The organism is Psychrobacillus sp. NPDC096623 (assembly GCF_044762655.1).
In the GTDB taxonomy this organism is placed as follows: Bacteria; Bacillota; Bacilli; order Bacillales_A; family Planococcaceae; genus Psychrobacillus.
On sequence record NZ_JBIWER010000001.1, the window covers coordinates 823,748 to 839,127 of the forward strand.

The window sequence follows — 15,380 nt, forward strand, 5'->3', positions numbered from 1 at the left end:
GAAAAAAGGGAGTAAAATTTACTCCCTCACTTGTTAACACTAGTTTACGAAACTATGAGATTATTTGCAATATATTTATTGAGCAATTGGCTTGGCATCTTCTTCTTCAACTGGTGGAAGGAATTCTCCGAACACCGATTTTTCCAGAAGCTCTGCAATATCATATGTGCCAACTGTTTCTTCTACTTCCTTCGCTTTCGTTCCATCTGATAACATCGTTAGGCAGTATGGACATCCAGAAGAAATGATGGTTGGATTTACTTCTAATGCTTGTTCTGTACGAGCTACGTTCACACGATTTCCAACATGCTCTTCCATCCACATTAGACCTCCACCAGCTCCACAGCACATGCCCGTTTCGCGATTGCGATCCATTTCTACTAGCTTCACGCCTGGAATTGCTTTTAACACTTCACGTGGTGCATCGTATACATCATTGTATCTTCCTAAGTAACAGGAATCATGGAATGTAATCGTTTCTTCCACTGCGTATTGCGGTTTCAAGCGACCTTGCTGAACTAAGTCATATAGCATCTCGGTATGGTGGAGCACTTCTCCGTTCCATCCAAAATCACTATATTCATTTTTAAAGATATTATATGCATGTGGGTCGATCGTGACAATCTTCGTTACCCCTGCTTTTTCAAATTCCGAAATATTTGAACCAGCTAACTCTTGGAATAAAAACTCATTTCCTAAGCGACGTGGTGTGTCCCCAGAGTTCTTTTCTTTATTGCCAAGTATCGCAAATTTAACTCCTGCTTCGTTCATCAAATGGGCAAAGGATAAAGCAATTTTTTGCGAACGATTGTCGAAAGAACCCATCGAACCAACCCAGAATAGGTATTCAAACTCTTCTCCAGCTTTTGATACTTCCTTCACTGTAGGAATGTGAATTTCTGGACGAGCATCTCTCCAGTTTTCTTTCTCTTTACGGTTTAGTCCCCATGGATTACCTTGGCGCTCGATATTCGTCATTGCGCGCTGTGCATCCGGGTTAACTTTACCTTCCGTCATTACAAGGTAGCGGCGAAGATCAATAATTTTGTCTACATGCTCGTTCATAACGGGACATTGATCTTCACAGTTACGGCAAGTTGTACAAGCCCAAATTTCTTCTTCTGTTATTACATCTCCAATAAGAGATGGGCTATAAATATCTTCGATTACTGCTCCTTCTGCTCCAGCAGCCATCGCAAGTTGGTTTCCTTTTGTTCCTTGGAAAGCTAATGCAGGTACCCAAGGTTTTTTCTTCGTTTCAACTGCTCCAGTGAATGTTAAGTGATCGCGTAGTTTCACGATTAAATCCATTGGTGACAGCATTTTCCCTGTTCCAGTTGCTGGACACATATTCGTACAGCGTCCACATTCTACACATGCATAGAAGTCGATCATTTGTGCTTGTGTAAAGTCTTGAATTCGACCAACACCGAACGAAGGCATTTCTTCTTCAGCCTCCGGGTCTTCATCTTCCTCTTCTTCAAAATTGATTGGACGTAATCTTCCAACTTTGTCTAAACGATGGAAGTATACATTTGCTGGTCCAGTGATTAAGTGGAAATGTTTTGATTGTGGAACATATACTAAGAATGTTAGTAAGATTATTAAATGCACCCACCACATCGCAAAGAAAACAACAGCTCCAGCGGTTGGTGGTAAAAATCCGAAAATAGTAGCGATAGCTGAAGCAACTGGTTCTGACCAAGTAGCACTATGTTCGTGCCAAACCATCCCCATACCATTACCGATTAATACAGAAAGCATTAAACCACTGAGGAAAATAAGTACTAATCCATTTTTCCATCCTCGTTTTAAGCGAACTAGTTTCTCTACATATCGACGGTAAAACGCCCATACAACTGCAACCAAAATAAGTAAAGTGACAATTTCTTGGAAGAAAGTAAACGCAGGATATAACGGGCCAAGTGGCAAATGTGAACCTGGCGCTAACCCTTTCCAAATAAAATCGATTGCTCCGGCTTGGACAAGCAAGAAACCATAGAAGAACATAACGTGGATTGCTCCACTCTTCTTATCTTTTAGTAGTTTCTTTTGACCAAAAACATACACCCAAATTTTGCGAAGTCTTTCCTTCACATTATCTTCAAATTCGACTTTTTTCCCTAGTTTGATGTAGGTATATCTAGTTTTCAACAAATATACGAACAATCCTAAAGCATACAGGACTACTGCGATAAACAGCAACCAGTTTGCGAATAACAATGGATTCATCTTATTTCTCCCCCTCTGAGTTGTAAAATGACATTATGAATAGAATAATACATTAGATTCTTAAACTAATATATAAGTAATTCAATATTAAAACTGAATGAGCATTCAGTCAACAATTATTTATTCGAATTGATGTGAATTTTGAGATTTCGAGGACTCATAATTGCTCAAAAAGCTTATTATATCCACTAGCTGCTTGGATTTTTTGGAATAATTATCCTAATCGAGAGTAGCGTACGGACCCACAAATAAAAACTCCTCAAAAAAGGCTATCTCCTCAAGAGATAGCCTCAAAATAATCGCCAAAATGAAGTTTCGCTTCTTTTTCTTTAGAAATATCCACACCCAGTAAAACTATCGTAGCAGGTCCGCCAGATTTCTCCACGTCCCAATCGACTAAATTGCCATGCAATCCTAGTCGTTCACACTCTCCTTTAATCCCGTTGGATCCTACTGGCCAGACTTGATGCACGAGTCCTGTATTTATAGCTTCTCTAATTTTTTTCAAGTTTGCGATTTTATCACTATTCTTGATGACTTCCGCACCGACGCTTGGTTTGCCATATGCATACCACTGAATTTTCGCAAAATATTCTTCTACCTTTTCACCTATCATTGTTACCGCAATTGCCGATTGCAGCGTTTCCATATTTGTCTCACTGCTGCCGGTAATTTCGGGGCATTTTACACCGATTTCGTTAAATAACTTTTCTATTCCATCGACATATTTCACCCAGCTTTGGTTACCTGAAAAGTTATGAACGACGATGGATAGTGGCGTTGCACCAGCTGCCCATTGCTCAAGTAATGCGACTCTTGCTGCGAAATAGGAAACTATTTCGTCTGGAGTTGAAACTACATCTTCTATTTTTTCTCCAATGCCCGCTGAGTTATCTGTCGTCAAAACAAATCCATTTGGCAATAAAACTGCATTACGCATGTGTTTTCACTCGTTCCATTACTCGCTCCACAACTGGTGAAACAATCATGGCAATTGCTGCATTCAAAAAAGTAGCAAGCGTGATAGCTGGTAGCACCGCTGCAAAGAACTCTGGTGAAATGATCCAGTAAAACGGAAGCGTTGCAAGCACACTATTCGCAAATATAAAGAATACCCATTTCCAAACATGATGCCCTGCTTGATGCAGCTTTGTGTAAACGAATAAAATGACAAACATTTCAGCTGCAATAATTATATGCATTGGACCTAACGGAAAGCCTGCATACAACGAAGAGGTTAAGTGGCCAATTAACGATGCTGCTCCCGCATAAATCGGTGGTAAAAAGGACGCGGAAATGAGAGCAGGCACCGTATCTAAGGCCGCACTCCCGATCCCGACAGGAATCTTGATGAAGGCACCAATTGCACATAGGGCAGCAAACATTGCTGCAAGTGTTAATAATCGAAGTTTCATACGATTTACTCCTCTACTTTCTTCTCGCTTCCTACATTTTTAAATACTTTTGCACTGCGCACGTATTCAATGTCTGAGACATTTTCTCTCACATTCGCTACGCGAGCTACTGCAAATAAATAATCAGATAAGCGGTTTAAATAGCGCTGTACTACTGTTGGTACATCCTCCTGTGTTTTCGTCAAAGTCACCGTTAAACGCTCTGCACGTCTCGTAACTGTTCGAGCTATATGAAGTGTTGCCGCAGCTGGAGTTCCACCCGGTAAGATGAATCGTTCTAAAACTGGTCCTTCTTCTACTAGCACATCGATTCTTTTTTCCATTGCTTCGATTGCTTCATCTGTCATTTTATAAACGCGTTTATTAGATACATTCGCTAAATCACCACCACAGTCAAATAGCTCATGCTGAATCGTCTCTAAATCCTCTAAAATATCGGCAAATTTTAAAGGATCTAGCTCTGTAACTGCTTTTCCGATAAAGGAATTCAATTCATCTATAGTTCCGTAAGCTTCTACTCGGATATCGTCTTTGTCCGTTCTTCCCCCGATTAAACCTGTTTGTCCTTTGTCACCCGTTTTAGTGTAAATTTTCAATTTGTCCATCTCCCTTTATTGTTTGTGAAATACCGTACCAAATTCGTGTCACACTGTCTGCTTTTGTAAAAAGCTGCTGATAAAACCGACCGACATCATCTCGAAGCTTACGCATACTTGCTTCCATCGGTACTATTCCACGACCGATTTCTGTGGCGATGACTATCACTTCTGCTTGTTCTTCCCATTGTTCCATTTTCTCTAGTAACTCAACGCTCTTATGTTCTAGCAAATTTTCAACGCCAAACACAACGATCACTTCCATATTTGGCAAAAATACATGTGCATCTGATTCCGCATCCAACCACTGCACGTTGCGTCCTTGAACTCTTTGCTCTACATACGCTCGTTTTCCATTAAATGCTCCACCGAAAATGACGTGCATCGCCTTCCCTCCAATATCGCTTCTTTGCTTTCCCAGTTCAATGTATACATACAGCCATGTAGTACTTCCCAATCCCAAAAACTCTTTTCGAAAGTTGCAAATTTCGTTAATAAAAATCGCATTGGTCCACCGTGTGTAATAATTAATGGGTCATTCAACAGTTCAATTGTTTCCAAGAAAGCTTGTAAAACTCGGCTTTCCATTGCTTCCATTGACTCTCCATTTGGAGGGGCTATTTTCTGCGGATTATCAAGCCAATTTCTGTATGAATCTTCTTCTTTTAATTCATTATATGTTTTTTGTTCCCAATCACCAAAGGAGCATTCCCGGAAATTGGCATTCTCTGTATAAGGAACTCCACTAAATAGATGGGCTGCAGTTTGCTTGCAGCGCAGCAAATCACTACCGATAACTTGAACAATGTCTCTAGGAATTTTTTCCACGGTTCCAGTGGCAATTATCGGTTCATCGGTCCAACCAATATACTTTTTGTCTCGATTTCCTTGGGTTGGGAAATGCCTTATGAGAGTAACAGTAAAAGGGTTAGCCATAGCACCACCTCCGACATTTCTACACTTGCACCAAGTAAATCCCCTGTGACTCCCCCGAAGTTTTTCAACATCCAATTTCGAAACATACAAATAAAAGTAAATATCACTACGAAAACAGTAACGGCAACCATCCAATTGGTGATCCAACCTAATACACCTATTCCGATAAAGAAGGGGCACACTACTGCAATTAGAACGACATTCGCATTCATTTTTTGCTTAAAATAATAAGCAAGCCCACTCGTTTTAGCACTCGCTGTTATTGAAAATAATACTGTCAGTGTTGCTCTTGAGAAAAACGGAATAAGCAGGACGAAAATCCAATGAAACGATTCGGACGATAGTACCTCTGATACAATAATTACTTTCCCGAGTACTAAAAAAACAACCGCCATCACACCAAACGCACCGACTCTCGGATCTTCCAATATTTCGAATCGCTTCAATCGATCCTTGTAGGAAAAAAATGCATCCGATGTATCAATAAATCCGTCCAAATGGAGACCACCTGAGAGCATAATACCGAGAAGTACAATACTAAACGCCGACATTAGTGCACTCCATTCAAAAAAGAGAACTAAACAAGCAATCGCCCCAATGCCAGCTCCTATCCAAGGAAAAATACTGTACATTCCTGTTATCGATCGTTTGTCCATCGGCAGATTTTTATGTATTGGAAGGACGGTGAAAAATTGAAGTGCTAACAAAATGCTCTTCATCTTATCACCACATCGTTCGACAAAAGGCTTATGATTTTTTCCCATTTCACATGATTTTTAAAATGACTTGCCCATTCATTAATTTGTTCATCTGAAGCACTTTGCCCTTTTTTTGATTCGCCGTCTTCTTCCTCGAATTCATTTGAAAAATAAGGGATTACTCCTAAAACCTCTATTCCTGTGTAAGATTCTATGAAGTCTATTCCGTCTTGAAACAAGGACACGTCCCCTTGAAACTTATTTATAATAATCCCTTTTACACGTGCTCTCTGTGGTTCTGGCAGGAGAGCAAGCGTACCGACTATAGATGCAAACACACCGCCATATTCAATATTAGCTACTAAAATAACTGGAACATCTGCCATATCCGCCACTCGCATATTTACTAATTCTCGGTCACGTAAATTTACTTCCACAGGACTGCCTGCACCTTCTATTATCAAATACTCATATGAGTTAGAAAGAATAGTTAAACTTTCTTTTATGAGTTCTTGCCCTTTTTCAAAGAATTTTTCTCGGTAGTGCATGCCACTCATTGTATTCAGCTTTTTCCCTAAAATAATAATGTCTGACTCCATATTTCCAGTAGGTTTCAATAATATGGGGTTCATTTCGGGTAAATAAGGTATTTTTGCTGCCCTTGCTTGCAAAGATTGTGAAACACTTATTTCCAACCCATCTTCTGTTTGAATGCTTAAGCCTGACATGTTTTGTGATTTAAAAGGGGCTACTTGCTTATCTTCATTTGCAAGTAGTCGGCAAATAGCTGTACATATCAAACTTTTCCCTACACTAGAAGCAGTACCTTGCACCATTAAGCCCTTCATCTAATCCCTCACTTCCACTGATGCCTGATGCCGTATTCCATTTCGAAGACATGATCCGCCTTCGCTACAAGCTGTTGATGGATTCGGCCGATCCAAGCTTGATACATAGCCGTGTATTCATATTTTGATAAAGCTTCATCGAGCACTTCATTTGAAACGATGACGACTACTTGAGCTTTTTCTAATAACTGATCGATTGCCACATATAGCTGCTTTTTTACTTCTTCCATATGACCTTCGTACAGTTCGTTAGCTAGCCATGTAGTGACACAGTCCCACAAGATCCCATCCCCTCGCTGAATTTGAGGTACGACTTGTTCAAAATGGCGTGGTTGCTCGATTGTAATCCAATCTACTGGGTAGCTTTCACGGTCGTCTTGGTGCCTTTTTATGCGCTCTTTCATTTCGCTATCAACTGCAACTCCAGAAGCGATATACACATTTCGTTTTGCCTGCTCATTCATCAAATAATGTTCTGCAAAGCTGCTTTTACCACTGCGCACGCCGCCCGTTATGAAGACAAGTTTTCCTCGAACCATATAGTCATCTCCTTTTGCAAATGCTCCATTTGTGAACTTTCTTTCATTCCTATACGATACCATTTTCCGTCTAGTCCTTTGAAATTCTCGGTATGGCGGAGCACACATCCTTTAAGCAATAAATACTCAAAAAACTCCTTTGAAAGAGCAGGATCCGGTAATTGAAAACAAATAAAATTAGTCGCCGATGGTAACACGATGCAGTTCCATTTCTCTAAGAACACCGTCATTTGTTCGCGCATTTCTTTTGCAAAAGTAATTGCTTTCATTCGGTAATCTTCCTCCAGCAAACACTCCGCTCCAATTGTTGTCGCAATGGCATTACTATTCCAATGAGGCATTCTCGAACGTATGTCGTTTACGATTGTTCTACTCGCCAGCGCGTACCCAAGTCGAATGCCAGGAATTGCATACATTTTCGTCATCGATCTTACGACAATAACGTTTGGAAAGTCAGTCAAATACGGAATAAATGATTCTTTTTCATCTATAAAATCTAGAAATGCTTCGTCTAAAATGACCTCACATTTAAATCTTCTAGCGTATTTTGCTATTTGAATAATCTCTTCTAATGGAATTAAATATCCAGTTGGATTATTTGGTCTGCAAATATAAATCACTTCTGCAAACTCAACTTCATCGAGCACTTCGTCTAAAGGGAGCTTCCCAATCGCGGTTATTTCTTTTATGAACACTTTGTAAGGAGCTAGTGTTGCCTCATACTCTGAAAAAGTTGGATGAATCAGTACAGCTCGTTTATTTTCATATCGTTTGGCAAGGCTTGAGAATATTTCCGCTGCCCCATTTCCAACGATTACATTTTCAAGTGATACATCGTGATATTTGGCTGCTGCGGATAAAAAAGGCTCTCCAATTGGCTCGGGATATTTCGTAATTAGAGGTGCATACGATTCCCACTGTTCATACACAAACTTTGGAGGTCCTAATGGATTTACATTTTCACTATAGTCAATTACCGTTTCCGGCATTTCTATTCCTAGCCGTTCATAGACGTGATGAGCATTTGCTCCGTGATTAGGTAATGCCAAACAAAATCCCTCCAATGACCATCATCCACAGCCAAAATAAAATGACAGCCGAATTCAAATGAGAAATGGTACTTAATATATGGGGTGGCGATAATGGAACCTCTCCAATTCCCATAAGTGCACGATTAGAAACAATTCCTTTATATGTATTAATACCGCCAAGTTGAATACCTAGTTGATAAGCGGTGGCAGCTTCCAAATAACCGCTATTAGGACTTGGATGTTTTTTCGCATCTTGCCACCAGCCTTTCATCCGTTTGCTAAAAGGCAAGCGGCTCTCTTTCTTGCCCCATAGCATAATGATATAGCCTGTCAGACGACTTGGTATGTAGTTCGCAATGTCGTCTAGCTTAGCAGCTGCATATCCGAAGTCCTCGTATTTCTCATTTTTATAACCAACCATTGAATCAAGCGTATTTATCGCTTTATATAGCCACAGTCCCGGTGCTCCTGCAAACACAAATGCATAAAAAAGTGGAGCAGTTATTCCATCACTAATATTTTCGGATACTGTTTCGACAACACCGCGAGTTATTTCTTGCTCATCCAATTTGTCTGTATCACGACCGACAATCCAGGAAAGCTTTTGCCTAGCAGCGGGTAAATCTTTTTCAATCAAAGGTTTATACACTTCCATTGCTGCCACTTTTAAACTTTTTTGAGCAAGCCCAGAGGCAATCAGGATACTTTCCACTGCAATTCCGACCCACAGATGAACAGAATATGCACCTATTAAAATGGCAAGTGTTACGGAGAAAGTTATACCAACGACAATTAAAACGAGCAGTAATCCTTTCGCCTTGCGAGCTCTTCCTTTATTCAACCAGCCTGTTAGCTTCGAAATAAGTGTTCCGATAAACCTAACAGGATGCGGCCAACTTGGTGGGTCGCCTATTATGTGGTCCAATATTAAGCCAAACGCTATTGCAATTATATGTGGACCCATATTATTTCCAACCCTTTGCTTTTTTGTATATTTGAATAGCTTCCACTGTACATTCATATACTCCAAGTCCGATTTTATTTCCTATTTCCGTAATAGGACCAGCATATGGAATATGTCGACCTTTTTGTGTAGCCGCTATCAATACACTATCTGTGGATGTTCCAGTAGCAATCGTTCCCGTACGAGGATCTGTAACCTGCTCGAAGGCAAGTGCTTTCGTTTTAGACTCGGTTGCTGTAATAACTGCTTGAATAAAAGCCTCATCGGAAAGTTCACCGTTAACAATTATCCATGTATTAATGGTTCCGATTGCGGGAAGCATCTCTACTTCATGCGCTCTAGAAACATCCACTGCATTCCCCACTCCTGCGGTAACCATAATGACTATGCTTCCAAAAGGTGTGTCATATTCTTTAATGATAGCATCTGTTGTTTTTACCGCAGTCATCATTCCAACTGTATCGGCTTCAGAAAATCCTTTATTGGCCAAGTATTCAAGCATTTCTTCTTGTACGTTATCACAAGCGTAGCTAGCGTCTACTCTTCTATTGACGAAGTTTTTGTACCATCCACTTCCGGCATTAATTACTGCTGATGACCATGTTTTGAGTTGGGTTTCAGCTTGAAAAATAACTAAATCAGCCGTTGCCTGAAAGTTATCTACTGTAATTGTTTTTTCACTTCGCTTTTCATTTACATCCGGAAGAATGGTAATTTGAGGCTTTGGTCTTTCTGGATGTGGATTTGTGCTAATACGGGCTTTGTATACCTTTTCGATTTGATCTTTTTTCACAACTTCATGCGGTACACCTAATACTTTAACCTCTCCTTCATCCATCAAAAGCAAACGATCACAGTATAGAGAAGCAAGATTGATATCATGAAATATACTAATAATCGTAATTCCTTTTTCAATTGCCTGGGTTTTAATCGTATCTAGTAATTGTTTTTGATGGGCAATGTCTAGATGATTGGTCGGCTCATCGAGTAGCAGTATAGGTGCTTGCTGAGCAAGTGCTTGAGCGACAAATACGCGCTGTTGCTCCCCACCTGATAATAAATCCAGCATTTGATGTTCGTATCTTGCCATTCCTGTCAGTTTCATTGCTTCAAGAACAGCGGTTTCGTCGTCAGCTGACCAAGACGAGAACAATCCTGTTTGATGAGGATAGCGACCGAGTGCAATTGTATCTCTTACAGAATGTGAAAAGGTATGACTATGTAATTGTGGTAAAACGGCCATTTTTTTCGCAAGCTCTTTCGATGAATATGCTGCTAGTGGTTTCCCATCAATCAGGACATTCCCCGACTCCATATGTAGTATTCCGCTTATTACCTTCAGCAACGTTGATTTTCCGCTTCCATTGGGACCAAGAATCCCTAACATTTCTCCTTTTCCAACTTCAAAAGAGACGTTTTTAACAATCATTTTGCGATCATAGCCACCTGATACGTTTTCCACTTGCAACATAGTTAAATGCCTCCTTTTTTTCGTTGTCTAAAGAAAATAAATGCGAAAACGGGTGCCCCTATAAAAGCAGTTATTACACCTATCGGTAGCTCCGTTGGCGAAATAATTGTGCGAGATACTAAATCACAAATAATTAATAATGCCGCTCCATTTATAAAGCTTAGTGGTAATACATGACGATTATCTGAACCGAATAATAGTCTTGTCATATGCGGAACTACTAAACCGACGAATCCAATCGTTCCCGATACAGCAACCGCTGTTCCAGTAAGCATAGAACCACCGATTAAAATCATCATCTTCCGTTTTTTCACATTGACGCCTAAATGCTGTGCTCGTTCTTCTCCAAACAGCATCGCATTTAACTCTCTCCTATTCAACCACAATAAAAACGTACCAATAACAACAAACGGCAACGCCATTTGGACAAAACTCCACCCACGCATCGATACGCTTCCGAGGAGCCAACCAATAATTTGTCTGAGTTCCTCTCCAGTCAGTGCAATCATTAACGAAATGACAGAGCCTAAAAAAGAACTAAATATAATACCAGTCAATATAATCGTTTCCATTTTCATCGCACGATCGACTAGTTTAGCAAAAGTTATGACTAGTAGCATCGTAACTAGAGCACCGATCATACTAAAAACAGGCAATGTATATATTCCTAAAAACGGCACCGAAATACCGAAAAAGAGCGTAGTCACGGCACCTACTGAGGCACCCGACGACACTCCTAACGTATAAGGATCGGCAAGCGGATTTTTTAATAATCCTTGGAATGCAGCACCTGCAATGGCTAGTGATGCTCCAACTAGCCCTGCAAGTACCACACGTGGCATGCGAATTTTCCAAACAATATTGGTCGCAATTGCATCTGCTCCCGTATCCCATAATGTGCTGATCGGTACCTTTACGGATCCGACCGATACACCAAGCCAAATTGCAACGAAAAGTGCAACTATAGACAAGATGTAGCCGATCAACGCTTTACTCACTAAAAGCCTCCGGGTAGATTGCTTTCGCTACTTCTTCCAATCCTTCTGCAAGACGTGGACCTGTACGACTTGTTAAGTTTTCATCTACTTGTACAACTTCATTGTTTTTCACAGCCGTAATAGAATCAAAACCGTCACGAGCCTTTACACTTTCTACAATTCCTTCGACATAGCTGTACATCACTATAATTACATCTGGGTTGCGGTTAACAATTTCTTCTGGCTCCATTTTAAACCAGCCTTCTTGATCCGCTGCAATATTTTCTGCATTCACCATATCTAAAATTTCTTGCATGAACGTCCCTTTACCAGGTGTATAAATTTCCGGAACGTCCGAAGTTTCAATGAAAACCGTTTTCTTTGTTTCAACTTTAGCAACTTTCTCTTTCACTTCATCTACTTTTGCTTTCATGTCTTCAACAATTTTTTGTGCTTCTTCTAATTTGCCAGTAGCACGACCAATTTCTTCAATTGTTGTATAAGTTTCATTGAAATTCATTGCATTTTTTACTACAAATAGTTTCACACCCGCATCGCGAATTTGTTGGAACCCAGCTTCACCCATACCTAGAGCCGATTCATGTGCAAAAACAACATCCGGTTTCATCGCAATAATTTTCTCTACGTTGAATTCCATACCACCGATTTTCTCTTTTTCAAGGGCTTCCTCTGGGTAATTATCATAATCATTAACACCAACGATTTCATCATTTAAACCAAGTGCAAATAAAATTTCTGTGTTACTTGGTTGCATAGAAATAATTGTTTTAGGTGCTTCCTCCAATGTAATTTCATTGCCGACTGCATCGGTCATTGTTATAGGAAAAGTTGTTTCATCCACTGTTGCTTCATCTGTAGTTGCCTTTTCTTGTTGTGTACTGTTGTTATTTTCATCCGTTTTTACTTCTTCTTGTCCACATCCTACTAACAGCAGTACTGCAAATGCTACTGTCATCCATAATTGCCAAAGTTTCTTCATTTTACATTCCTCCTATATTGAAGCAACAAAAAATCCCCCATCCTTTAGATGAGAGATAGATAGGTATAAATCCGCACGAAGTCACAGTGAACCAGATCTACACCAAACCTATCCTCGTAGGTAAAGGGCGTAAAGCATACAGGCAGGTTTTCTGACTCATGATGGGTTACATCATATACAGTGGCGGGACCGTGCTGGACTTTAACCAGCTTCCCTTTTAACTCTAGTAATCCGTAACTAGAGCACCTCTATGCATCGAATTATTCATATTGCTTTGTATTCATTATACCTTAACTTTTATGCCTGTCGACCTCGATTTTGGGGATTGGGAGGTCTGACCTTTGGAGTGGGTCTCTCCTATAAAGCCAGCTTTTCCTTTACTCGCTGTCGTTTGCCGGTTACTCTCTTTCGTTCCGCCTTTACCTTTCTTGCGTTCTGAATGCGAATACTCGCGGACGATGTATGTTTACTCGCTCAGGATATTTATCCCAAATTTCAATTAGAAAAACCCTCGAGCAACGTCGAGGGTTTGGGTTTCGATTTACATTTGTTCTGGAGCAGATACACCAAGCAGGCGTAAGGCATTTGCGATTGTTTGACGTGCTGCTGTTACTAGTGCAAGGCGAGCTTCTGTTTGCGGAAGATTATCGGCATTTAAAACTTTGTCTGCGTTATAGAAGCTATGGAATGTCGTAGCTAATTCTTGGATATAAGTTGCAATACGGTGAGGTGCACGAAGTTTTGCAGCATCTGCAACTATTTGTGGGAAGTCACCAATTTTTTTCAATAAATCTAATTCTTTTTCACTTTGTAATAACTCAAGTGAATCCATTGATATTTTCATTCCCTGTGTTTCTGCTGAACGCAAAATCGAACAGATACGTGCGTGTGCATATTGCGCGTAGAACACTGGGTTTTCATTTGACTGAGAAACGGCTAAATCTAGGTCGAAGTCCATATGGGAGTCCCCTGATCGCATACCGAAGAAATAACGTACTGCGTCTAGCCCTACTTCTTCTACAAGCTCACGCATTGTAACAGCTTTCCCTGTACGTTTACTCATTTTCATTTTTTCGCCGTCTTTATATAATTGAACCATTTGAATGACAGATACTTCAAGTTTTTCACGTTCATATCCAAGCGCTTCAATTGCTGCTTTCATACGTGGGATATAGCCGTGGTGGTCTGCTCCCCAAATATTGATCAGCTGATCGAATCCACGAACTAGTTTGTCTTCATGGTATGCGATATCTGGCAATAAATACGTGAAAGAGCCATCACTTTTAATAAGTACACGGTCTTTGTCGTCTCCAAATGTAGTAGAACGGAACCAAGTTGCTCCTTCTTCTTCAAAAATATGCCCATTTGCACGTAATTTATCTAAAGCAACTTCGATTTTGCCGTTTTCATATAAAGAAGTTTCTGAGAACCAGTTATCAAAGCCAACACGGAAATCAGCTAAGTCTTTTTGTAGTTTTGCAAGCTCTACTTTTAACCCATGTGCACGGAAGACTTTATAGCGCTCTTCATCCGACATGGATACGAATTTATCTCCATGTTCTGCAACAAGAGCCGCAGCGATGTCGATAATATCTTGTCCATGGTAGCCACCCTCTGGCATTTCTTTGTCTAATCCCAAAGCTTGGAAGTAACGAGCTTCAATCGAAATAGCTAAGTTATGAATTTGGTTCCCAGCATCATTAATATAATATTCGCGAGAAACGTCATATCCAGCAAAATCAAGCACATTACACAAGGAATCACCGACAGATGCCCCACGTGCATGCCCTAAATGTAAGTCGCCGGTTGGATTTGCAGAAACGAATTCCACTTGAACTTTTTCTCCAGCACCTGAAGTTGAACGGCCGTAGTTCTCTTTTTCTGCTAAGGCAGCCTTTACTACATCCTGTAAGTAATCTTTACGAACCGTGATATTCATAAATCCGGGACCTGCAATATCAATTTTCTCCATCATTGTTCCAGACATATTAAGGTTTTCTACGATTGCTTCCGCTACTTGACGAGGATTCTTTTTTGCAAGCTTTGTCAGTTGCATTGCAATATTTGTTGCGTAATCACCATTTGCTTTGTCTCTTGGTGTTTCCAGTTGAATAGCAGGAATTTGTTCTTCATTGACAAGTTCTGCTTTCAATATTGCTTGTTGTAATGCTTCCTTAATGGATTGTTGTAGCTTCTCTACTGCGTTCATTTAATCCGCCTCCGTATAAATTAGTTCTAATGTATATGTACCAGCAACTTCTTCATTGATAATTAGCTCATATTCAACTTGAAAATGACCGTTTTCAAAATGTAGGTGCTTTGTATTTGTTGTAATCATTAAAGTGCCATATGGTGTATCATAGCTTCCTGTTTGAAGTTCTCCACGTTCAAAAGGCAAACGCATTTTAACTCCACCACTTCGTAATATTAATGCATTCTTACCGCTTAGTTTTACAGTTGTTCGAATTGCTTTTTCATCTTGCAGTTCTTCGTAAACTAAATAATACTGGGTACCTTTAAGCGTTAGCGTACCTGAAGTTTCTAAATTAATAGTTTCTGCGGGGACATTCGGATGACGAATCGAGGAAACTAATTGTATATTCACGGTCTTTTGTAATGATGTAGACATGCCTAACATCCTTTGTAGAAATTTTATTTGCATTTTACTATAAC

The 15,380-nt window shown here is 40.1% G+C and carries 16 protein-coding genes and 1 riboswitch; all 16 genes read right to left on the reverse strand.

Annotated features, from left to right (window positions below; all coding sequences use genetic code 11):
* Nucleotides 1-75: 75 nt before the first annotated feature.
* Nucleotides 76-2,232: a (Fe-S)-binding protein gene (locus ACIQX2_RS03840; protein WP_402847161.1), complete on the reverse strand. Its 2,157-nt coding sequence runs from the start codon at nucleotides 2,230-2,232 to the stop codon at nucleotides 76-78.
* 277 nt (nucleotides 2,233-2,509) lie between these two features.
* Nucleotides 2,510-3,172 carry a hypothetical protein gene (locus ACIQX2_RS03845; RefSeq protein ID WP_402847163.1) on the reverse strand — a complete coding sequence of 221 codons (663 nt, stop codon included), beginning with the start codon at nucleotides 3,170-3,172 and terminating at the stop codon, nucleotides 2,510-2,512.
* Nucleotides 3,165-3,647 carry an ECF transporter S component gene (locus ACIQX2_RS03850; protein WP_402847164.1) on the reverse strand — a complete coding sequence of 161 codons (483 nt, stop codon included), beginning with the start codon at nucleotides 3,645-3,647 and terminating at the stop codon, nucleotides 3,165-3,167. Before ACIQX2_RS03850 ends, ACIQX2_RS03845 begins: the two co-directional genes overlap by 8 nt.
* Before the next feature lie 5 nt (nucleotides 3,648-3,652).
* Nucleotides 3,653-4,243, reverse strand: a complete 591-nt coding sequence (locus ACIQX2_RS03855) for a cob(I)yrinic acid a,c-diamide adenosyltransferase (protein WP_402847166.1) — start codon at nucleotides 4,241-4,243, stop codon at nucleotides 3,653-3,655.
* Nucleotides 4,227-4,628, reverse strand: coding sequence for a bifunctional adenosylcobinamide kinase/adenosylcobinamide-phosphate guanylyltransferase (locus ACIQX2_RS03860; protein WP_402847168.1), 402 nt, complete (start codon nucleotides 4,626-4,628; stop codon nucleotides 4,227-4,229). Before ACIQX2_RS03860 ends, ACIQX2_RS03855 begins: the two co-directional genes overlap by 17 nt.
* On the reverse strand, nucleotides 4,580-5,179 hold the full coding sequence (locus ACIQX2_RS03865; protein ID WP_402847170.1) for a histidine phosphatase family protein: 600 nt from the start codon (nucleotides 5,177-5,179) through the stop codon (nucleotides 4,580-4,582). The genes ACIQX2_RS03860 and ACIQX2_RS03865 overlap by 49 nt, the downstream gene beginning before the upstream one ends.
* Complete coding sequence (gene cobS / locus ACIQX2_RS03870) at nucleotides 5,149-5,898, reverse strand: adenosylcobinamide-GDP ribazoletransferase (RefSeq protein ID WP_402847171.1); 750 nt, start codon at nucleotides 5,896-5,898, stop codon at nucleotides 5,149-5,151. The genes ACIQX2_RS03865 and cobS overlap by 31 nt, the downstream gene beginning before the upstream one ends.
* Nucleotides 5,895-6,725, reverse strand: coding sequence for a cobyric acid synthase (locus tag ACIQX2_RS03875; protein ID WP_402847172.1), 831 nt, complete (start codon nucleotides 6,723-6,725; stop codon nucleotides 5,895-5,897). Before ACIQX2_RS03875 ends, cobS begins: the two co-directional genes overlap by 4 nt.
* 8 nt (nucleotides 6,726-6,733) lie before the next feature.
* Nucleotides 6,734-7,264, reverse strand: coding sequence for a bifunctional adenosylcobinamide kinase/adenosylcobinamide-phosphate guanylyltransferase (locus ACIQX2_RS03880; RefSeq protein WP_402847174.1), 531 nt, complete (start codon nucleotides 7,262-7,264; stop codon nucleotides 6,734-6,736).
* Complete coding sequence (locus ACIQX2_RS03885; protein WP_402847176.1) at nucleotides 7,237-8,313, reverse strand: pyridoxal phosphate-dependent aminotransferase; 1,077 nt, start codon at nucleotides 8,311-8,313, stop codon at nucleotides 7,237-7,239. Before ACIQX2_RS03885 ends, ACIQX2_RS03880 begins: the two co-directional genes overlap by 28 nt.
* On the reverse strand, nucleotides 8,300-9,259 hold the full coding sequence (cbiB, locus tag ACIQX2_RS03890) for an adenosylcobinamide-phosphate synthase CbiB (protein WP_402847178.1): 960 nt from the start codon (nucleotides 9,257-9,259) through the stop codon (nucleotides 8,300-8,302). Before cbiB ends, ACIQX2_RS03885 begins: the two co-directional genes overlap by 14 nt.
* Before the next feature lies 1 nt (nucleotide 9,260).
* The gene (locus ACIQX2_RS03895) at nucleotides 9,261-10,730 is read right to left on the reverse strand and encodes an adenosylcobinamide amidohydrolase (protein ID WP_402847180.1); all 1,470 of its coding nucleotides are present in this window, start codon (nucleotides 10,728-10,730) and stop codon (nucleotides 9,261-9,263) included.
* Between the two features lie 2 nt (nucleotides 10,731-10,732).
* On the reverse strand, nucleotides 10,733-11,716 hold the full coding sequence (locus ACIQX2_RS03900) for a FecCD family ABC transporter permease (RefSeq protein ID WP_402847490.1): 984 nt from the start codon (nucleotides 11,714-11,716) through the stop codon (nucleotides 10,733-10,735).
* A gap of 4 nt (nucleotides 11,717-11,720) precedes the next feature.
* Nucleotides 11,721-12,707 (reverse strand): ABC transporter substrate-binding protein, encoded by a 987-nt coding sequence (locus ACIQX2_RS03905; RefSeq protein WP_402847182.1) that lies wholly within the window; start codon nucleotides 12,705-12,707, stop codon nucleotides 11,721-11,723.
* A gap of 124 nt (nucleotides 12,708-12,831) precedes the next feature.
* A riboswitch (cobalamin riboswitch) is annotated at nucleotides 12,832-12,972 on the reverse strand.
* Between the two features lie 276 nt (nucleotides 12,973-13,248).
* A complete protein-coding gene (gene argS, locus ACIQX2_RS03910) occupies nucleotides 13,249-14,916 on the reverse strand; it encodes an arginine--tRNA ligase (RefSeq protein ID WP_402847184.1) in 1,668 nt (555 codons plus the stop codon).
* Nucleotides 14,917-15,336 (reverse strand): YwiB family protein, encoded by a 420-nt coding sequence (locus ACIQX2_RS03915; RefSeq protein WP_402847186.1) that lies wholly within the window; start codon nucleotides 15,334-15,336, stop codon nucleotides 14,917-14,919. It lies immediately after the preceding gene.
* Nucleotides 15,337-15,380: the final 44 nt, after the last annotated feature.